This is a genomic window from Variovorax sp. 38R, from assembly GCF_014843395.1.
Classification (GTDB): Bacteria; Pseudomonadota; Gammaproteobacteria; order Burkholderiales; family Burkholderiaceae_C; genus Variovorax; species Variovorax paradoxus_H.
On record NZ_CP062121.1, the window covers coordinates 2,738,005 to 2,756,364 of the forward strand.

Annotated in this window: 18 protein-coding genes; 13 read left to right on the forward strand and 5 right to left on the reverse strand. The window is 67.2% G+C overall.

Going from position 1 to position 18,360, the window contains the following annotated elements; translation table 11 throughout:
- Nucleotides 1-8 precede the first annotated feature (8 nt).
- The 12 genes from IG196_RS12420 to IG196_RS12475 all read left to right on the forward strand — a co-directional run bounded on the left by IG196_RS12420 (nucleotide 9) and on the right by IG196_RS12475 (nucleotide 13,867).
- Complete coding sequence (locus IG196_RS12420; protein WP_192196399.1) at nucleotides 9-809, forward strand: aspartate dehydrogenase; 801 nt, start codon at nucleotides 9-11, stop codon at nucleotides 807-809.
- A 16-nt stretch (nucleotides 810-825) separates the two neighbouring features.
- The gene (locus IG196_RS12425) at nucleotides 826-2,301 is read left to right on the forward strand and encodes an aldehyde dehydrogenase (RefSeq protein ID WP_192196400.1); all 1,476 of its coding nucleotides are present in this window, start codon (nucleotides 826-828) and stop codon (nucleotides 2,299-2,301) included.
- A gap of 13 nt (nucleotides 2,302-2,314) precedes the next feature.
- Entirely contained in the window at nucleotides 2,315-3,286 is a 972-nt protein-coding gene (locus IG196_RS12430; RefSeq protein WP_192196401.1) for a VOC family protein, read from the forward strand.
- 14 nt (nucleotides 3,287-3,300) lie between these two features.
- The gene (locus tag IG196_RS12435) at nucleotides 3,301-4,287 is read left to right on the forward strand and encodes a Bug family tripartite tricarboxylate transporter substrate binding protein (RefSeq protein WP_192196402.1); all 987 of its coding nucleotides are present in this window, start codon (nucleotides 3,301-3,303) and stop codon (nucleotides 4,285-4,287) included.
- Between the two features lie 28 nt (nucleotides 4,288-4,315).
- Nucleotides 4,316-5,488: an FAD-dependent monooxygenase gene (locus tag IG196_RS12440; protein WP_192196403.1), complete on the forward strand. Its 1,173-nt coding sequence runs from the start codon at nucleotides 4,316-4,318 to the stop codon at nucleotides 5,486-5,488.
- A gap of 31 nt (nucleotides 5,489-5,519) precedes the next feature.
- Complete coding sequence (locus tag IG196_RS12445) at nucleotides 5,520-5,741, forward strand: recombinase-like helix-turn-helix domain-containing protein (RefSeq protein ID WP_099796588.1); 222 nt, start codon at nucleotides 5,520-5,522, stop codon at nucleotides 5,739-5,741.
- A gap of 11 nt (nucleotides 5,742-5,752) precedes the next feature.
- Nucleotides 5,753-6,805, forward strand: a complete 1,053-nt coding sequence (locus tag IG196_RS12450; RefSeq protein ID WP_192196404.1) for an aromatic ring-hydroxylating oxygenase subunit alpha — start codon at nucleotides 5,753-5,755, stop codon at nucleotides 6,803-6,805.
- 23 nt (nucleotides 6,806-6,828) lie between these two features.
- Nucleotides 6,829-7,797: a PDR/VanB family oxidoreductase gene (locus tag IG196_RS12455; protein ID WP_192196405.1), complete on the forward strand. Its 969-nt coding sequence runs from the start codon at nucleotides 6,829-6,831 to the stop codon at nucleotides 7,795-7,797.
- Nucleotides 7,798-8,011: 214 nt separating this feature from the next.
- Entirely contained in the window at nucleotides 8,012-9,118 is a 1,107-nt protein-coding gene (locus tag IG196_RS12460; protein WP_192196406.1) for a porin, read from the forward strand.
- Between the two features lie 46 nt (nucleotides 9,119-9,164).
- The gene (locus tag IG196_RS12465) at nucleotides 9,165-10,481 is read left to right on the forward strand and encodes an MFS transporter (protein ID WP_192196407.1); all 1,317 of its coding nucleotides are present in this window, start codon (nucleotides 9,165-9,167) and stop codon (nucleotides 10,479-10,481) included.
- A 654-nt stretch (nucleotides 10,482-11,135) separates the two neighbouring features.
- Nucleotides 11,136-13,367, forward strand: coding sequence for a M1 family metallopeptidase (locus IG196_RS12470; RefSeq protein WP_192196408.1), 2,232 nt, complete (start codon nucleotides 11,136-11,138; stop codon nucleotides 13,365-13,367).
- A gap of 92 nt (nucleotides 13,368-13,459) precedes the next feature.
- Nucleotides 13,460-13,867: a hypothetical protein gene (locus IG196_RS12475; protein WP_192196409.1), complete on the forward strand. Its 408-nt coding sequence runs from the start codon at nucleotides 13,460-13,462 to the stop codon at nucleotides 13,865-13,867.
- 148 nt (nucleotides 13,868-14,015) lie between these two features.
- Here IG196_RS12475 and IG196_RS12480 read toward each other — a convergent pair whose 3' ends face one another.
- From IG196_RS12480 to IG196_RS12500, 5 genes are all read right to left on the reverse strand, one after another.
- Nucleotides 14,016-14,750 carry an ABC transporter substrate-binding protein gene (locus tag IG196_RS12480; RefSeq protein WP_192196410.1) on the reverse strand — a complete coding sequence of 245 codons (735 nt, stop codon included), beginning with the start codon at nucleotides 14,748-14,750 and terminating at the stop codon, nucleotides 14,016-14,018.
- A gap of 70 nt (nucleotides 14,751-14,820) precedes the next feature.
- Nucleotides 14,821-15,633 carry a substrate-binding domain-containing protein gene (locus IG196_RS12485; RefSeq protein ID WP_192196411.1) on the reverse strand — a complete coding sequence of 271 codons (813 nt, stop codon included), beginning with the start codon at nucleotides 15,631-15,633 and terminating at the stop codon, nucleotides 14,821-14,823.
- 88 nt (nucleotides 15,634-15,721) lie between these two features.
- On the reverse strand, nucleotides 15,722-15,925 hold the full coding sequence (locus tag IG196_RS12490) for a hypothetical protein (protein ID WP_099796597.1): 204 nt from the start codon (nucleotides 15,923-15,925) through the stop codon (nucleotides 15,722-15,724).
- Nucleotides 15,926-15,971: 46 nt separating this feature from the next.
- Nucleotides 15,972-16,868, reverse strand: a complete 897-nt coding sequence (locus IG196_RS12495) for an SPFH domain-containing protein (protein ID WP_192196412.1) — start codon at nucleotides 16,866-16,868, stop codon at nucleotides 15,972-15,974.
- Nucleotides 16,869-16,892: 24 nt separating this feature from the next.
- Complete coding sequence (locus IG196_RS12500; RefSeq protein WP_192196413.1) at nucleotides 16,893-17,813, reverse strand: LysR family transcriptional regulator; 921 nt, start codon at nucleotides 17,811-17,813, stop codon at nucleotides 16,893-16,895.
- Between the two features lie 109 nt (nucleotides 17,814-17,922).
- Here IG196_RS12500 and IG196_RS12505 point away from each other — a divergent pair, with 109 nt between their 5' ends.
- A complete protein-coding gene (locus tag IG196_RS12505; protein WP_192196414.1) occupies nucleotides 17,923-18,354 on the forward strand; it encodes a VOC family protein in 432 nt (143 codons plus the stop codon).
- The last annotated feature ends 6 nt before the right edge of the window (nucleotides 18,355-18,360 follow it).

Below are 18,360 nucleotides of genomic sequence, written 5' to 3' on the forward strand. Positions count from 1 at the left end.
CCCCACGCATGACCACTGCCATCACGCGCATTGCACTCGTCGGCTGCGGAGCCATCGGCACCTCGGTGCTCGAACTGCTGCGCGGCGATCCCGCCCTGAAGGTGGTGGCCATCGTCGTGCCGGCCGAGGGCGTTGCCGCCGCGCAGAAGGTCGCACCCGACGCGCAAGTGGGCAGCGCCGTGCCCGCCGACGGCATCGACCTCGTGGTCGAGACCGCCGGCCATGCCGCCATCGAAGAGCACGTGCTGCCTGCGCTGGCACGCGGCACGCCCTGCGTGGTCGCATCGGTCGGCGCGCTGTCGGCCACGGGCTTCGCCGAGAAGCTCGAAGCCGCCGCCATCGCCGGCCACACGCAGGTGCAACTGATTCCCGGCGCCATCGGCGGCATCGACGCGCTTGCCGCGGCCCGCATCGGCGGCTTGAGCAGCGTGCGCTACACCGGCCGCAAGCCGCCGCAGGCCTGGAAGGGCACGCCGGCCGAGCAGGGCCGCAACCTCGACACGCTGGCCCACGAAACCATCATCTTCGAAGGCAGCGCGCGCGAAGCGGCCTTGCTCTATCCGAAGAACGCCAACGTGGCGGCCACCGTCTCGCTCGCGGGCCTGGGCCTGGACCAGACGCTGGTGCGCCTCATTGCCGACCCGGCCATCACCGAGAACGTGCACACCGTCGAAGCCGAAGGCGCCTTCGGCAGCTTTGCGCTGACCATGCGCAACAAGCCGCTCGCGGCCAACCCCAAGACCTCGGCCCTGACCGTGTACAGCGCCGTGCGCGCGCTGCGCAACCGCGTCGCGCCCCTGGCCATCTGACCTTTCGAGTCACCCCATGATCTCCACCGAACTCCTTCCGATCTGCATTGCCGGCGAATGGCGCCTGGGCGGCGGCGACGTCTACGAAAGCCTGTACCCGGCCACCGGCGAGCCCATTGCGCGCCTGAAGGCCGCGAGCCTGGCCGACGTCGAGGAAGCCATCACGCGCGCCGACCACGCCTTCCGCACCAGCGGCTGGGCCCAGCGCCTGCCGCACGAGCGCGCCGCCGTGCTGCACCGCGTGGCACAGCTGATCCGTGAAGAAGGCGAGTCGCTCGCGCAGAAGCAGCGCCTGGACAACGGCAAGCCGATCAGCGAAACGCGCAACCTCGTGGCCAGCGCCGCGGCCACCTTCCAGTTCTTCGCCGCCGCACTCGAGACGCTCGAAGAAACCATCACCCCTTCGCGCGGCGCCTTCGTCACGATGAGCGTGCACGAGCCCATGGGCGTGGTCGCGGCCATCACGCCGTGGAACTCGCCCATCGCGAGCGAAGCCCAGAAGCTGGCGCCCGCGCTGGCCGCCGGCAACGCGGTGGTCGTGAAGCCCGCCGAAGTCACGCCGCTGATGGCGCTGGAACTGGCGCGCATCTGCGAAGCGGCCGGCGTGCCCAAGGGCATCGTGAGCGTGCTGCCGGGCAAGGGCTCGGTGATCGGCGACGCGATCACCAAGCACCCGCTGGTCAAGCGCGTGTCGTTCACCGGCGGCACCACCACCGGCAAGCACATCGCCCACATCGCGGCCGACAAGATGATGCCGGTGTCGCTCGAACTCGGCGGCAAGTCGCCGACCATGGTGCTCGACGACGCCGACCTCGGCCACGCGGTGAACGGCGTGCTCTACGGCATCTTCAGTTCGTCGGGCGAGTCGTGCATCGCGGGCTCGCGCCTATTTGTCGCCCGCAGCATCTACGACGAGTTCCTCACGCGGCTGGCCGAAGGTGCCAACGCATTGCGCGTGGGCGACCCGGCTTCGGAGCGCACGCAGATGGGCCCGCTCATCACGGCCAAGCACCGCGAAGGCATCGAACGCTATGTGGACCTGGGCGTGTCCGAAGGCGGCCGCATCCGCACGGGCGGCGTGCGCCCGCACGGCGCCGGCTACGACAAGGGCTACTTCTACCAGCCGACCATCCTCGAAGGCCTGACCAACAGCGCGCGCATCAGCCAGGAAGAAATCTTCGGCCCGGTGCTGGTCGCGATGCCTTTCGACAACGAGGAAGAACTGATCGCACAGGCCAACGACAGCATCTACGCGCTGGCCGCCGGTGTGTGGAGCCGCGACTTCAAGCGCGCCTGGAAGCTGGGCCGCGCTGTGCAGGCCGGCACGGTCTGGGTCAACACCTACAAGCAGTTCTCGGTCTCGACGCCGTTCGGCGGCTGGCGCGACAGCGGCCTGGGCCGCGAGAAGGGCCGCGAAGGCATCTTCCAGTACATGGAGCAGAAGAGCATGTACTGGGGCACGAACGAACAACCGCTCCCGTGGGCGAACTGAAGAGGAACACACGATGAGCGTACTTGGCATCGACCAGATCACTTACGGCGCGGACGACCTGCCCGCCTGCCGCCAGTTCTTCCAGGACTGGGGCTTGTCACTCACGTCCGAAGCCGCCGACGAACTCGTCTTCGAGTGCCTCAACGGCTGCAAGGTGGTCGTCGCGGCGTTGGGCAACGCGAACCTGCCGCCCGCGATGGAAGAGGGCCCGACGCTGCGCGAAGTGGTGTGGGGCGTGGAAAGCGACGCCGACCTGGACCGCTACGCCGCCGCCATCGCACAAGACCCGGCCTTCATCGACACCACGGTCGACGGCGCGCGCCGCATCGGCTGCACCGACCCCAACGGCCTGGCCGTGCGCCTGCAGGTGAGCCGCAAGCGCGCGGTCGAAGTCGACTGCGGCGCCATGAACACCTGGAACGCCAAGCCGCGCGTGAACCAGCCCGCACCCATCTACGAACGCGCCACGCCGATCGAAGTCGGCCATGTCGTGTTCTTCGTGAGCGACGTGAAGGGCACGAGCGCGTTCTATGCGCAGCGCTTCGGTTTTGTCTCGTCCGACGGCTATCCGAACCGCGGCGCTTTCATGCGCTGCGCGCCCGAGGGCGGCCACCACGACCTGTTCCTGCTGCAGATTCCGTCGGGCAAGCGCGGGCTCAACCACGTGGCTTTTACCGTGCGCGACATCCACGAGGTGTTCGGCGGCGGCCTGCATTTTTCGCGCTGCGGCTGGGACACGCAACTGGGCCCGGGCCGCCACCCGGTGTCGTCCGCGTACTTCTGGTACTTCAAGAACCCGGCCGGCGGCCTCATCGAGTACTACGCCGACGAAGACCAGCTCACAGCCGACTGGCAGCCGCGCGAGTTCGAACCCGGCCCGACGGTGTTCGCCGAATGGGCGGTCGATGGCGGCCTCGACGGCCACACCCGCCGCCAGAAGAACGCGGAAGGCCCGAAAGGTGCTTTCCTGACCGAGAAGAAGTGAACCCGGTGAACCTCATGCAACGACGTTTTTCTTTCTCCCTGATGGCGGCCGCCGCGCTGGCCATCGCCTTGCCTGCGCACGCACAGAGCGACGCCCAGAAGCAGCTGTCGAGCGACCGCTTCACCATCGTCTCGCCGTTCCCGCCCGGCGGCCCGGTCGACACGCTGGCCCGCGTGCTGTCCGACGGCCTGGCCAAGCGCTACGGCCAGGCGGCCGTGGTCGAGAACCTCGTGGGCGCGGCCGGCAACATCGGCATCGACAAGGTCAAGCGTGCCAAGGGCGACGGCCACACGCTGCTCGTGGTGCCGGCTGGCAACCTCACGATCAACCCGACGCTGATGCCGAACTTCCCGTTCAACATCGAGAAAGACTTCGTGCCCGTCACCATGCTCGCCAAGGCGCCCAACGTGCTGGTGGCCGCGCCGGCCTCGGGCATCAAGAGCGCGAAGGAACTGGTGGCGATGGCCAAGGCCAAGGCCAACACGCTGTCGTATGCCTCGCCCGGCGTGGGCAGCGGCTTGCACCTGGCGGGCGAGCTGTTCAAGCAGCAGGCCGGCATCGACCTGCTGCACGTGCCCTACAAGGGCACGGCGCCCGCGCTCAACGACGTGCTCGGCGGCTCGGTGCCGCTGATGTTCAGCAACCTGCCCGCGACGATGCCCTTCATCAAGAACGGCAAGCTCATCGCGCTGGGCGTGACCGAGGCCAAGCGCAGCCCCGCCGCACCCGACATTCCCACGTTGGCGGAGCAGGGCATCCAGGGCGTGGCCGTGACCTCGTGGTACGGCCTGCTGGCCCCCAAGGGCACGCCGCCCGCCGTGGTCGAGCAGCTCGCGAAAGACGCGGCCGAGATGCTGGCCCAGCCCGACGTGCGCGAACGCCTGAAGGCACAGGGCATGACCGATGCGGCCATGAAGCCCGCCGAGTTCGCCGCCCACATCCGCGATGAGACGGCCGTCTGGGCCCGGATCATCAAGGCCCGCAACATCGTGGCCGAGTGAGCCGCACGCAAGAACAAAGAGAGACACCATGCAGACAAGCGAATCCACCATCGGCATCGTCGGTGCCGGCATCGGCGGCCTGGTCGCCGCCATCGCACTGCGCCGCGCCGGGCACGACGTGGTCGTGTTCGAACAGGCCAAGCAGTTCGCCCGCGTCGGCGCCGACATCAACCTCACGCCGAACGCCGTGCGCGCACTCGACGGCCTGGGCGTGGGCGAAGCCGCCCGCGTGACGGCGGCGCGCCCGTCGCACCGCATCAGCCGTACCTACGACAGCGGCGAAGAAACCTCGCGCCTCGAAATGGCCGACTCGGCCGAACAGCGCTACGGCGCGCCGCAGCTCACCATCCACCGCGCCGACCTGCTGGCTGCGCTGGCCGACATGTTCCCCGCCGATCGCGTGGCACTCGGCAAGCGCGCCGAAACCATCGCGGCCGACGACAACGGTGTGACCCTGTCGTTCAGCGACGGCACCAGCGCCCGCGTGGGCGTGCTCATCGGTGCCGACGGCATCCACTCGGGCGTGCGCACCGCGATGTTCGGCGCCGAGAGCCCGCGCTTCACGGGCATCGTCGCCTACCGCGCCGTGGTGCCCGCCGAGCGCGTGGCCGGCGTGCCCAACCTGGGCGCCTTCACCAAGTGGTGGGGCCCGAACCCGCAAAGCCAGATCGTCACGTTCCCGCTGAACCGCGGCAAGGACATCTTCATCTTCGCGACCACGCCGCAGGACACCTGGCACCTCGAGTCGTGGACTGCGCCGGGCAGCGTCGACGAGCTGCGCGAGCAGTACGTGGCCTACCACCCCGAGGCGCGCGCGCTGCTCGACGCCTGCGACACGGTGCTGAAGACCGCGCTGTACGAGCGCGACCCGATGCCCGCCTGGGCGCAGGGCCGCCTGGCGCTGCTGGGCGATGCCGCGCACCCGATGCTGCCCTTCATGGCGCAGGGCGCCGGCATGGCCATCGAAGACGCCGTGGTGCTGTCGCGCCACCTCGACGGCGTGGCCATGGCCGACATTCCCGCCGCGCTGCAGGCCTACCAGACGGCCCGCATCGAGCGCGCCAGCCAGGTGCAGCTCGGCTCGCGCGGCAACAACTGGCTGCGCGAAGGCGGCAATGCCGACTGGGTGTACGCCTACGACGCCTGGGCCGTGCCGCTGGGCGTGCCGGCGCAGGGCGCTGTCGCTGCTGCCACTGCCTGAAATTTTTCTCCTCGCCATACGGAGGCTCACGATGCAACAAGACCGCTTTCTCCAACCGCACCAAGCGCGCCAGCGCCCCGCGACCACCTACGAAGACCTGCTGGGCGACGTGATCGAACGCGCCTATGGCGACGGCATCCATGACCTGCCGGGCCTCGTGCAGCGCCTGAACGACAGCGGCCTGGCCACGCCGGGCGGCCTCGCATGGACCGAGGCGCTGTACCGCAAGGAAATGGCCACGCTGGCCGCCTGAGGAGAACCATCATGACCATCGCCATCCATCCCGTCGCACCGGCCCCTGCCGATCCGGTCGACCACCTGCTCGAGATCGGCCTGAAAGACCTCTGGTACCCGATCTGCCCCTCGCACTTCATCAAGGAGAACCCCGTCTCCCTGCGCCGCCTCGGCCGCAAGATCGCGCTGTGGCGCGACGGCGAAGGCGTGCTGCACGCGCTGGAAGACCGCTGCCCGCACCGCGGCGCGCCGCTGTCGCAGGGCGTGATCCTGGGTGACCGGCTCTCGTGCCCGTACCACGGCGTTGAAGTGCGCCACGACGGCGTGGTCACGCGCGTGCCCGGCAGCCCGGGCTGCAAGCTCGAAGGCTCGCGCGCTACGCGCCACTTCCACGTGCAGGAGCGCGCGGGCGCCGTGTTTCTCTACAACTCGAAGGAGCCGGTCGACGTGCCGCCGTCGCTGGTGCTGCCCGAGCAGCTGACCGACGAGGCCGAGTATTCCAACTTCCTTTGCTACACGGAGTGGAAGGGCGACTACCGCTACGTGCTGGACAACGTGATGGACCCGATGCACGGCACGTACCTGCACAAGCAGTCGCACTCGATGGCCGAGGGCGACTCGAGCGCCAAGTTCGGCGTTCGCCCGACCGACATCGGCTTCGTGTTCGAGAAGGAAGGCCAGCGCAACGTCAACTTCGACTGGACCGAGTGGGCCGACACCGGCATCCACTGGATGCGCCTGGAAATTCCGTACCCGAAGACCGGCGGCCCTGGCGGCAACTTCATCATCATCGGCGCCTTCTCGCCGATGGCCAACGGCATGACCGCCACTTTCTTCTGGCGCGCACGCAAGCTGTCGCAGGGCTGGGAGCGCGACACCTGGCGCTTCCTTTACAAGAACCGCCTCGAGGCGCGCCACTGGCACGTGCTGGAACAAGACCGCGTGATGCTCGAAGAAATGGAAGCCGACGCCAACCAGCACGAGAACCTGTACCAGCACGACCTGGGCATCGTTCGCCTGCGCCGCCACATGCGCAACCTGGCGCAAGCGCAGCTGGCCGAAGCCGAGGCCGCCACGGCCTGAACTGCAAGCAAGCGAGCATCGCCATGTCTTCTCCCACGCTGAACGCCCTCGTGCACACCATGCGCTACGAGGCCGACGGCATCGTCAGCGTCGAGTTCCGGCCGGCCACGCCGGCGGTGGACTTTCCCGCCTTCGAGGCCGGCTCCCACATCGACCTGCACCTGCCCAACGGGCTGGTGCGCAGCTACTCGCTGTGCAACCCCTCGAGCGACCGCCAGCGCTACGTGGTGGGCGTGCTCAACGACCGCAAGAGCCGCGGCGGCTCGCGCTACGTGCACCAGCAGCTGCGCGTGGGCATGACGCTGCCCATCTCGGCACCGCGCAACAATTTCAAGCTGGAAGAGGGCGCCGAACGCTCGGTGCTCGTGGCTGGCGGCATCGGCGTGACGCCCATCTGGTGCATGCTGCAGCGGCTCATTGCCATCGGCAAGCCCGTCGAAATCGTCTACTGCGCACGCACCCGCAAGGAGGCTGCCTTCTGCGACGCCATCGATGCGCTGGCCACCGAAAAATCGGTGCAGCTCACCTGGCACTTCGACGACGAGAAGGGCGCACCGCCCAACCTCGCGTCGCTGCTGGGCGGCAAGGGCGCCACCAGCCACTACTACTGCTGCGGCCCCACGCCGATGCTCGACGCTTTCGAAAAGAGCTGCGAGCAACTGGGCTACGCCAACGCACACATCGAGCGCTTCGCCGCCGTGCATGTGGAGGCGCCCAGCGCCACACAGACCTGCGTGGTGCAGTGCGCCAAGAGCGGCAAGAGCGTCGAGGTGCCTCCGGGCAAATCGATTCTCGACAGCCTGATCGACGCTGGCCTCACCCCCGACCACAGCTGCAAAGAGGGCGTCTGCGGCGCCTGCGAAACAGCGGTGCTCGAGGGCGAAGTCGATCACCACGACGGCATCCTCACCAAGATCGAACGTGCGTCCAACAAGACCATGATGATCTGCGTCTCTCGCTGCAAAGGCGAGCGGCTGGTGCTGGATATCTAAGAAGGTATGAAAGAACCCGCCATGCCCGCTCATCCCGCCCAGACACACCCACTCTGCGTTGCAAATGCTCGCCATAGCCAGAGCTATGGCTGCGCTTTGCGCCTTGATTGGGCGCGCCTGGGCGGGCTGCTCGGGCACGTCGGATTCATTCATACCTTTTGACCAAGGCCACAACCCACAAGACGGCCGAGAGAAAAACCAACCGAGACATTCAATGAAAAAGTACTTGATCGCGATGGCTGCGGCCACCGCGGCTGGCGCAGCGCTGGCCCAATCTTCCGTGACGCTGTTCGGCGTGGTCGATGCCTCCGTGATCTACACGCGCGGCAGCGGCGACGGATCGGCCCACAAGACGCAGCTGGGCAACAGCGGCAACATGTTCAGCCGCCTCGGTTTCCGCGGCACCGAAGACCTCGGCGGCGGGCTCTCGGCCAGCTTCTGGCTCGAGATGGGCCTGCAGAACGACAGCGGCACGGGCTTTCCCTCGAACTCGAACAACCAGGCCAGCGGCAACGGCACGCCCGGCGTGATGAGCTTCAACCGCCGCTCGACGGTGAGCCTGGCCGGTCCCTTCGGTGAAGTGCGCATGGGCCGCGATTACGTGCCCGCCTTCTGGAACACCGCGATCTTCGACCCGTTCGGCACCGGCGGCGGCATCGGCGCCAACCAGATCTATTTTTCGGGCCTGGGCGGCCTCGTGGCGCCCACCGGCACGCGCGCCTCGAACAGCGTCGGCTACTTCCTGCCGGCCAGTCTGGGCGGCTTCTATGGCCAGGTGATGTACGCGATGGGCGAGAACGACTCGACCTCGGTGCTGCCCGGCACGCAGGTGTCGAACAAGCGCGACGGCCAGCACACGGGCGCACGCTTCGGCTACCAGAGCGGCGGCCTCAACGTGGCCATTGCCACCGGCCGCACGCGCTATGCGAGCGGCGACCTGCGCGTGACCAACCTCGGCGCGGCCTACACCTTCGGCCCCTCGCTCATGAACCTCAAGCTCACGAGCGAGCTGTACAAGGAGTCGAAGGGCAGCACCGACGCCAAGGGCGTGCTGGTCGGCTTCCAGCTGCCCATCGGGCCGGGCGAGATCAAGGCCTCGTACGCGCGCTACAAGCTGGAGCCGCTCAACGCGGTGCTCGAGCCCACGACGTCGAAGCTGGCCCTGGGCTACGTGCACAACCTTTCGAAGCGCACGGCGGTGTACGGAACCATTGCCCGCATCAGCAACAAGAACGGCGCAACGCAGGCTTTGGCCGGCGCCATCACGCGGCCCAACCGCGCCTCCAGCGGCGTCGAGTTCGGCATGCGCCACATGTTCTAGGCGCGGCCACGCAGCGCGCACCATCCACGCAGAGAGAGCCCCGGTCATGCAGAGCAAGAACTTCCGTTGGTACGGCGTCATCACGCTGTTCGTGATCGTGGCGATCTCTTACGTCGACCGCATCAACATCGCGGTGCTGATCACCGATGCGGACTTTCTGAAGCACGTCGGGCTCGACCCCTCCGACCGCGTGAGCCAGGGCCTGCTGGCGACAGCGTTCATGCTCGGCTACGGCGTGTCGGCCTTCGTGCTCACGCCGTTCTGCTCGGCGCTGTTCGGCGTGCGGCGCAGCCTGATCTACGGCCTCATCCTGTGGGGCGTGGTGACCTGGGCTTCGCCGATGTTCAACAGCTACGGCCTGCTGCTGGCCTCGCGCGTGCTGCTGGGCGTGTCGGAAGGGCCGCTGTTCTCGCTGGCCTCGTCGTACATCAAGGCGCACTTCAAGAGCGACGAGAACGGCAAGCCCAACGCGCTGGTGAACATGGGCACGGGCCTGGGCCTGGCGGTGGGTTATCCGCTGGTGGGCTACCTGCTCACGCAGTTCGATTGGGACAGCTCGTTCCATGTGCTCGGCGTGCTCAACATCGTGCTGGGCATTCCGCTGGTGCTGGCTTTCGTGCGCATGCCGCCGGGGCACGGCGACGGCATCAAGCCCTCGTCGCTCGGCGATGCGATGGCGCGCGTGGCGGGTATCGTGAAGGGTGCGCTGCACACGCGGCACCTGTTCCTCATCACGCTGCTCACTTCGGCCGCGCTGGCCTACCTCTGGGGCAGCAGCAACTGGCTGCCGACCTACCTGCGCGAAGCGCGCGGCTTCTCGCTGCGCGAGATGGGCTGGATCGCCTCGCTGCCGCAGTACGCCACCGTGCTCGCGGTGTTCACGGGCGGCGTGCTCATCGACAAGCTCGGGCGCGACCGCGTGCCCTTCATCTTCATGGGCGCGAGCGCGGGTGTGGCACTGTCGGTGCTGCTGGCCATCAATGCGCGCGACCCGTACATGGCTGCGACCTGCCTTGTGGCGGCCAACTTCTTCTGGGGCCTGCAGAGCCCGGCCATTCCGAGCACCGTGCAGCATTGCGCGCGGTCCGAGCACACCGCCAGCGCGTTCGGCGTGACCAACGGCGTGGGCAGCCTCGTGGCGGGCTTCATGCCGGCGCTGATGGGCGGCGTGATCACGGCGGTGTCGCACAGCGGCGGCGCAGCGCACACCACGGTCACCGCGGCCTCGTCGGCGGCGGGTTTCTTCGCGGGCTTTGCACTGCTCATCGGCACGCAGGTGGTGGTGTTCGCATGCGGCTTTTTGCTGTGGTGGCGCGAGCGTGCGCAACGCTCCCCTGCAGTCTCTGGTTCACAGCTTTCATAGCGTTCTCCGCGGCTTGAACCTTCGTACTGTGGCCGCTTCGTCACAGTGTATGGCCCGTGTTTTCGTCATCTGCGTGAGCAGGTGTTTCGGGCGCAGAACCATCTTCGTATTGCACGGCATGCACAGCCGGCCATGATGCCGTTCGACCTATCGCGCGCGAACAATTTGAGAGAGAAAAGTTCCGCGACGCGTTGAGCTCATTGCATCGATCAGCTACAACTGCGAGCACTTCAACGGACGAGGGAATGCGCGTGAAATCAACCACAAGAGCCGCAGCCAGTCTTGCCGTCGCCATCGCTTTCGCCATGGCCACGGCCGTTCGCCCTTCGGGTGAACGCATCGTGTCGATGCACGGGCACTGAGCCCGGCCCGCGACACCCCACCGCGTTCACACGCTCCCCCCACACCCCGCGTCTTGACGGGAATGGCGCCGCTTGCCCCGCGCATCCTGGGACCACCGCTTCACACGCGGTCCGGCCTGAGCCTGCGTTCCTGACGAACTGGTTGTTCGCCGGGAGGGCGTTGTGCTGCCCGCATTTCTTGCTGATCTGTCGTTCGTTCCACTCATCCCGCGCGCGTCACGCGCATCGCCGGCTATCCGCCGGTGCCTGCGGTGCGGCGCATGTTCCTTACCAAGAGTACCCAGAGGCGATCATGAAATCACTGAATACACCTGTCGTTCATCGTCTGGCCCTCACGGCCGTGACCCTCGCCGCGTTGACGGCCTGCGGCGGCGGCGGAGACAGCGGCGGTGGCGCGTCGTTCGGCGGCACGGGCCTGAACGCACCGGGGGCCTCGGCGCCCGCGGCCGACGGCGCAGACAGCACCAAGAAGTCACCCGACGACGGCGTGCCCGCCGCACCCGAATCGGCGGTGGCCGCGGTCGATCGTTCGGCCCGGCCGATGGAACTGCCCGACACGGTCTGGCCTGTGAACTACAAGCTGTGGTTCCGCCCCGATGCGGCGCTCAAGACTTTCGTGGGCCGCGCCGACGTGGAGATCGACGTGCTGCAGCCGGTCGACGCCATCGTGGTCGCCGCGCACGATCTCAACTTTGCGCGCGGGCGCACCACGCTGCGCAAGGTGTCGAAGCCGGGCGAGGCGATCCCGCTGATTCCCACGCCGCAGACGCGCGGCGACTTCGTGCAGCTGCGCCTGAACGACGGCCAGATCGCCAAGGGCAAGTACCTGCTGCACATGGAGTGGGACGGCAAGATCCAGTTCTCCGATGCCGAGTACTGCACGCCCGAAGTGCTCGCGAAGAACCCGCTGTGCTCGGCCGCGTCGGGCATCTTCAAGGTGGGTCTCTCGACGCCCGAGGGCGTGAGCAGCGACGCCATCGTGACGCAGGGCGAAACCAACTTCGCGCGCCAGTGGTTCCCGGGCTGGGACGAGCCGGCCTTCCGCCACACCTTCGAGATCTCGGCCGAGGTGCCGGGCGAATGGAAGACCGTGTCGAACGGCGCGCAGACCGAGGCCGTGAAACTGCCCGACGGCTACCAGCGCGTGGCCTTCGAGAAGACGCCCTCGATGCCGATGTACCTGGCCTTCTTCGGCGGCGGCAAGTTCGACATCCTGGCCGACAAATTCAAGAACCCGCTCGACGGCAGCGACATGGCGCTGCGCTGGTTCACGCCGCCGGGCCGCTCCGACTGGGCCAAGTTCGCCATGGAGTGGACCAAGGTCTCGATGGACTACTACTACAAGTACACCGGCATCTCGCTGCCCTTCAAGAAGTTCGACACCGTGGCCGCCAACGACAGCTACGACAACAAGCCCAACACCGGCTTCGGTGGCATGGAGAACTGGGGTGCGATCTTCGAGTTTGCCGACGCGGTGCTCACCAAGCCCGGCGACAAGCCCACGCTGTACTCGGTGACCGTGGTCACGCACGAGGTGGCGCACCAGTGGTTCGGCGACCTCGTCACGCTCGACTGGTGGGACAACGTGTGGCTTAACGAGTCGTTTGCGCGGTGGTTCGAACGGCGCACCACCATCAAGTTCCACCCCGAGTACTACAGCTTCTCCGACTACGTGCTCGACAAGCACAACGTGATCGTGGCCGACCTGAAGCCCTCGGCCGTGCCGGTGCAGCGCAACCTGAACGACGCAGGCTCGTTCGGCTTCATCAGCCCGTCGATCTTTGTCTACAACAAGGGCAGCCACGTGCTGGAGACGATCCAGAACTACATCGGCGAAGAAGCCATGCAGAAGGGCCTGCAGATCTATCTGAAGGACTATGCGTACGGCAACGTCACGCCCACGCGCTTGTGGATCTCGCTGGAAAAGGCCACCAACAAGAAGGTCGCCGACATCGGCGACAGCCTCATCCGCCAGACGGGTGTGCCGCTGCTCACGGTCGATGCGCAGTGCGCCGGCGACCGCACCTACGTCAACATCACGCAGGAGTCGTTCCCCAACCAGAACCAGTTCCCGGCATCGACGTGGACCATTCCCGTCACGCTGGCGTACGGTGATGCGATGGAGAAGCGCGAGACCTTCGTGATGTCGAACAACGCCACGCAGGTCGAACTGCCGGGCTGCACCGCGGTGCTCGCCGGACCGACGGGGCAGGACTACTACGTGAGCAACTACAGCGCGCCGTCGTGGAGCAACCTGCTGGCCAAGGTGCAGAACTTCGCGGGCAACAAGCCCTTGCTGCTGAACATCGAGCGCGATGCCTTCCGCCTGCTGGGCGTGGGGCGCATCACGCAGGCGCAGTACGACCAGATCAAGGGCGTGCTCAACCTGCCGGCGCCGCTGCTCGCCAAGACGCAGGAGAGCCAGCAGAAGATGGCGGCGGTGGAGACGGGTGGCAAGGAAGAGTACCCGCACGCACTGCGCTTCCAGGGCAAGCTGCCGCTGCGCGAGAACCAGAAGCGTTGAGTTGGGCTGAGTTGAACTGAGCCTTCTTTCGTGAACCCCGCATGTGCCGCCGGGCCTGCCTGGCGGTGCATGCGTCACCTCATTCGAATCTCATGAAAACACTTCTGAACTCTTTGCTGGCAGTGGCCTGCGTGTCACTGCTCTCGGCCTGCGGCGCACGGGGCGGACCCGAGACCGAACTGGTCGGCGTCTACGCCGTCGAACGCAACGGCGTGCTCAAGGAGGTCGTCAAGATCGAGCGCGACGGCGACCGCTTCATCATGCGCGACAAGGTGCGCACGCCCGAATGGAGCGAGCCCAAGATGCAGATGCAGCCGGTGTCGCGCGAGCGCTGGAGCCGCATCACCACCGACACGGAGAACACGTCTTTCGTCGGCATCTCGAGCGACCAGCTCGGCATCTTCAAGGTGCCGCCCGGGTGGCAGAAGAACGGCTTCAAGACGCAGACGGGCTACTTCCTGTTCTATTCGCAGGGGCCGGTGGAGGCGCACAAGCTTTGAGAGGCCCGCACCACCACAGCGCTCAGCGGGCGCAGGACACTGGGTGCTTCCCGCAGCGAAATAAAGGAGGAGGGGCGCAGCCCCGGGGGACATTCGCGGAGGGAAGTACCCGGTGGCCTGTGCACGCGCCCTGAACGGCAGCGCTCAGCTACGGCGCAACGATCGCGCCTTCGATGCGATGGCGCTTCAACGCATCGGCCACAAAACCAGAAGCCTTCATCTCCTCGACAAAGGACGAGAGCAGTGCCTGCGCTTCAGACCCTCGACGGGCCGGCGTCCCCATCGCCTGCTGGATCACCATGAAGCGCCCCGGCAGCACACGCACGCCCGGTGCGCGGGCGGCTTCACCTTCGAGCAGCTGGCGGATGCCCGCCGCCACCTCGACCGCGCCCGCACGCAAGGCAGCGAGCGCGGGGCCGGCACCTTGAAGGCGCACGATCTCGGCCGCCTTGATCTCGCGCGTGAGGAACAGGTCGTAAGCGCTCCCCGAGCCGACCGAGATGCGATGGCCTTCGGCATCGACCTGCGCGTTGTCGGTCAGCGTCGACGAGTCGGGCACGAGGTAGCTGCCCTCGATCAGCACATAGGGCGCCGTGAAGCGCAGGCCTTCGCTGCGTGCGGGATCGACCGCGAAGAAACCGATGTCGGCCTTCTCGTTCTTCACCGCGTCCACCGAGGCCGCGGCCTTCTCGAACACCACCAACTCGATGCCGACACCGAGTCGCCGCGCGAACTCGCGGGCCAGGTCGATCGACACGCCGACGGGTTCGCCCGTGGTGACGTCCTTGTTGGCGAGGATCGGGTTTCCGAGGTTGATCGAGGCGCGCAGCGTGCCGTTGGGCGCAAAGGCGGTCACGAGGGCGGAAGAGGGCGATGTGGTCATGGCGTCCGTTCGTCGGAAAGAGGAAGGAGGGGATGAAGGCCGCCAGTTTACGGGCCGTGAGGCCGCTGCTTCAGCGCGCGGAGAGCGGCTCCAGCCCCGTCTTCGCGATCGTCGGCGCCGCGGCCGGGGCGTTGAGGTAGCGGATCAGCTGCCGCGCGGCCCCGGGCTGCTTCGATGCCGTGGCAACGCCGGCCGAGAACACCGTCACGCGCTGCACCTCGGCAGGCAGCGGGCCGATGTAGTCGATGCCCTCGATGGGCAGCAGCTCGCTCACCTGCTGCAGGCCAAGCGCCGCGTCACCGCGCGCCACCACCGTGCCCACGCGCTCGCTGAGGATGCGCTTGCTCTTGGGCTTCACCTGGTCTTCGATGCCCAGCTTCTTGAGCAGCTCGGTCTCGTAGTAGGTGCCGCTCGCGCTCGCCGAATAGGCGATCGACGGCGCCGCCAGCAGCGTGCGCTTGAGTGCATCGACCGTGCTGATGTCGGGCTTGGGCGCGCCCTTGCGCACCGCAAAGCCGATCGACGAACGCACCAGGTCGACCTGGCTGCCCGCCACCACCTGGCCCTGCGCCACCAGCGCATCGAGCGCGGGGCGCGCAAGGATCACGACATCGGCCGGCTCATTGCGGCCCAGGCGGCTGGGAATCGAGTCGCTGGCGGCGCCCATCGACGCGCCGTAGGCCGTCTTCACGCTGCGGCCACTGCTGCGCTCGAAGCCGGGGCGCAGCTCGTTGTAGGCGGCGGTGAAGCCGCCGGAGGTCATGACGTGGATGTCGCCGGTGGCGGCGGGTGGCGTGCTGACGCACCCGGCGAGAGCGAAGGAAGCGGCCAGCGCCAGGGCGGCGCGGCGGGTCAGGGCGGAACGGGAGGCGAAGGTGGTCACGGCGTGTGTCTCCTGATGAAGGGTGCCGTCCCATCGTAGAGGCCGAGGCTGTCAATCGGCCTTCAGGAAATTCGGGGTTACTACCAGCCTAGCGCGGCGGCTTGGGCGGGGCTGCGTCCTTGGCGGGCGCATCGGCAGCCGGCAGCCGCCCCCGCTTCGCGAGCCCTTCGCGCAGCAGGAACTCGACCTGCGCGTTCGCGCTGCGCAGCTCCTGGGCCGCCAGCCGCTCGATCTCGGCCCACAGGGCCGGATCGATGCGCAGCGGATAGGACTTCTTACCGGGACTGGCCATCAGAGGAAAAACGTAGCGGCGGCAGCAGGGAGGTGCCGTGGATGCATCAGGTGTAGAGCGTGCCCGTGTTGACCACGGGCTGGGTTTCGCGGTCCGAGCACAGTACCACCAGCAGGTTCGACACCATCGAGGCCTTGCGCTCGTCGTCGAGCACGACGAGGTTGCGCTCCGACAGGCCCTTGAGCGCCGCCTCGACCATGCCGACCGCGCCCGCCACGATCTGGTGCCGCGCGCTCACGATGGCCACCGCCTGCTGGCGGCGCAGCATCACCTGGGCAATTTCGGGCGCGTAGGCGAGGTGCGTGAGCTTGGCATCGAGCACCTCGACGCCCGCGCTGGCAAAGCGCTGGTTCAGTTCGGCCTTGAGCGCATCGGCCACCACGTCGAGCCCGGCGCGCAGCGTGACCTCGTCGCTTTGCAGGTCGTCGCCGCTGTCGTACGCGTAGAGCGTGGCCAGGTGGCGGATTGCGGCTTCGGACTGGATGGCGACGAACTTGTTGTAGTCGTCGATCTCGAACACGGCCTGCGCCGTGTCGTGCACGCGCCAGACCACGGCCGCGCCGATCTCCACCGGGTTGCCGCGCTTGTCGTTCACCTTCAGCGGCGGCGTGTTGAGGTTGCGCGCGCGCAGTGAGATCTTCTGGCCCGACTGGAACGGGTTGGTCCAGCGCAGGCCCTCACTGCGGTCGGTGCCCTGGTACTTGCCGAAGAGCGTGAGGATGATGCCCTCGTTGGGCTTGAGCATGTACAGGCCCGGCAGCAGCGCGACGCCGACGACGATCAGCAAGATGCTCAGGGGCAGCGGCATCATCCGCCGCACGAGCACCCAGGCGCCGACCGCAAGGATCAGCAGCGCCACGGCGACGATGCCGTATCCGTTGACGGACCGATAGGGCCGCTCCCTGCGAACCTGGCGGGGGATGGACGGGGTCTGCTCGTGCATGAAGGCCTCCTGTTGAAAGTGATATCACTTTAATATCTTTTTGGAGGTCGTCAAGACTTTCTTTCGGCCTGCCTTCGCCGGTTCGGCCGCTTCGCGCAGGCACTGCGCAAACTGCGCGACGAGGGGCGGGCTGGCCCGCGGCTTGCGCTGCAGCAGCCCGACCTCGCGATGGAACGTGGACTCGCCCAGCGACAGCATGCGCACGCCCGGCGGCAGCGGAAGGTGGGCCTCGACCCACGGCACGAGCGCAACGCCCAGGCCCTTGGAGGCCAGGTGGATGAGCCCGGAGATCTCGTCGACCTCGATGGCGTCGCTCACGGCGATGTCTTCGCGCCGCAGGAACCGTTCGACCATGCGCCCGCCGAACGACGCGCGGTCGTAGCGCAGGAACGGCTGTTCGCGCAGCAGCGTGCGCCAGTTCCTGCCGGGCACGTCCGCGGGGGCAATGAGCACGTAGGGCTCGCGCACCAGGGTCTGCCACGTCAGCTCCGGAAGAATGCCGAAGGGCGGCCGGATGATCACGGCCGCATCGATGCTGCCGGCGTCCAGGTCGTCCATGAGCCGCATCGACACGCCGGGCGAGATGTGGACGCGCAGCAGGGGGAAGCCGGCGCGCAGTTTTTCGAGCGCCCGCGCCACCAACGTCGGCTGCGCGGACGCAATGGCGCCGATGCGCAGCAGCCCGGCGTTCGCCGCGTCGTCGGGCAACTCGCCGAGCTTGGTGTAGAGCGCGCAGATGTCTTCCGCCCGCCCCAGCGTGGTCTCGCCCGCCGCATTCAAGGTGGCGGAGCGGCCCGTGCGATCGAAGAGCGAAAAACCCAGCGATTCCTCGAGGCGTTTGATCTGGCTGCTTACGGCCGATTGCGTCAGGCCGATGCGCTCTCCCGCTGCGGCGAATGTGCCGTGGCGGCACACGGCGATGAAGGTGCGAAGCTCGGTGATCATTTTTTATTCATCGAAATTGGTGGTGCTCAGATTCGAAATATATCGTTTTCGGTTATGTGGTTCGCTGCTTAGAGTTCGCTCACCCTGAACTCCTAGATCGATGAACCCCATGAACACGCCCACTGCACGCATCCCGTTCCACCTGGCCTTTCCTGTTCGCGATATCGCCGAGGCGCGCGCCTTCTACGGCGAGTTGCTCGAATGTCCGGAAGGCCGCAGTTCGGCCGAGTGGGTCGACTTCAACTTCTACGGACACCAGATCGTGGCGCATCTGGCACCCGACGAATGCGGTCACAAGTCGCACAGCGCCGTGGACGGCCACGACGTGCCCGTGCGCCATTTCGGCGCCGTGCTGCCGATGGACCTGTGGCAGGCGATGGCCGACAAGCTCGTCGCACGCCAGACGCCATTCGTGATCGAGCCCTACATCCGGTTCAAGGGCGAGCCCGGCGAACAGGCGACGATGTTCTTTCTCGACCCGTCGGGCAACGCCATCGAGCTGAAGTCCTTTGCGGACCTGGATTCGCTGTTCGCCGTCTGAAAGCGC

Coding starts and splice junctions, on each gene's coding strand:
- IG196_RS12495 (WP_192196412.1), bottom strand. CDS start 16,868: ATGCACGAGCAGACCCCGTCCATCCCCCGCCAGGTTCGCAGGGAGCGG.
- IG196_RS12465 (WP_192196407.1), top strand. CDS start 9,165: ATGCAGAGCAAGAACTTCCGTTGGTACGGCGTCATCACGCTGTTCGTG.
- IG196_RS12430 (WP_192196401.1), top strand. CDS start 2,315: ATGAGCGTACTTGGCATCGACCAGATCACTTACGGCGCGGACGACCTG.
- IG196_RS12445 (WP_099796588.1), top strand. CDS start 5,520: ATGCAACAAGACCGCTTTCTCCAACCGCACCAAGCGCGCCAGCGCCCC.
- IG196_RS12440 (WP_192196403.1), top strand. CDS start 4,316: ATGCAGACAAGCGAATCCACCATCGGCATCGTCGGTGCCGGCATCGGC.
- IG196_RS12455 (WP_192196405.1), top strand. CDS start 6,829: ATGTCTTCTCCCACGCTGAACGCCCTCGTGCACACCATGCGCTACGAG.
- IG196_RS12420 (WP_192196399.1), top strand. CDS start 9: ATGACCACTGCCATCACGCGCATTGCACTCGTCGGCTGCGGAGCCATC.
- IG196_RS12435 (WP_192196402.1), top strand. CDS start 3,301: ATGCAACGACGTTTTTCTTTCTCCCTGATGGCGGCCGCCGCGCTGGCC.
- IG196_RS12425 (WP_192196400.1), top strand. CDS start 826: ATGATCTCCACCGAACTCCTTCCGATCTGCATTGCCGGCGAATGGCGC.
- IG196_RS12505 (WP_192196414.1), top strand. CDS start 17,923: ATGAACACGCCCACTGCACGCATCCCGTTCCACCTGGCCTTTCCTGTT.
- IG196_RS12490 (WP_099796597.1), bottom strand. CDS start 15,925: ATGGCCAGTCCCGGTAAGAAGTCCTATCCGCTGCGCATCGATCCGGCC.
- IG196_RS12470 (WP_192196408.1), top strand. CDS start 11,136: ATGAAATCACTGAATACACCTGTCGTTCATCGTCTGGCCCTCACGGCC.
- IG196_RS12480 (WP_192196410.1), bottom strand. CDS start 14,750: ATGACCACATCGCCCTCTTCCGCCCTCGTGACCGCCTTTGCGCCCAAC.
- IG196_RS12450 (WP_192196404.1), top strand. CDS start 5,753: ATGACCATCGCCATCCATCCCGTCGCACCGGCCCCTGCCGATCCGGTC.
- IG196_RS12460 (WP_192196406.1), top strand. CDS start 8,012: ATGAAAAAGTACTTGATCGCGATGGCTGCGGCCACCGCGGCTGGCGCA.
- IG196_RS12475 (WP_192196409.1), top strand. CDS start 13,460: ATGAAAACACTTCTGAACTCTTTGCTGGCAGTGGCCTGCGTGTCACTG.
- IG196_RS12500 (WP_192196413.1), bottom strand. CDS start 17,813: ATGATCACCGAGCTTCGCACCTTCATCGCCGTGTGCCGCCACGGCACA.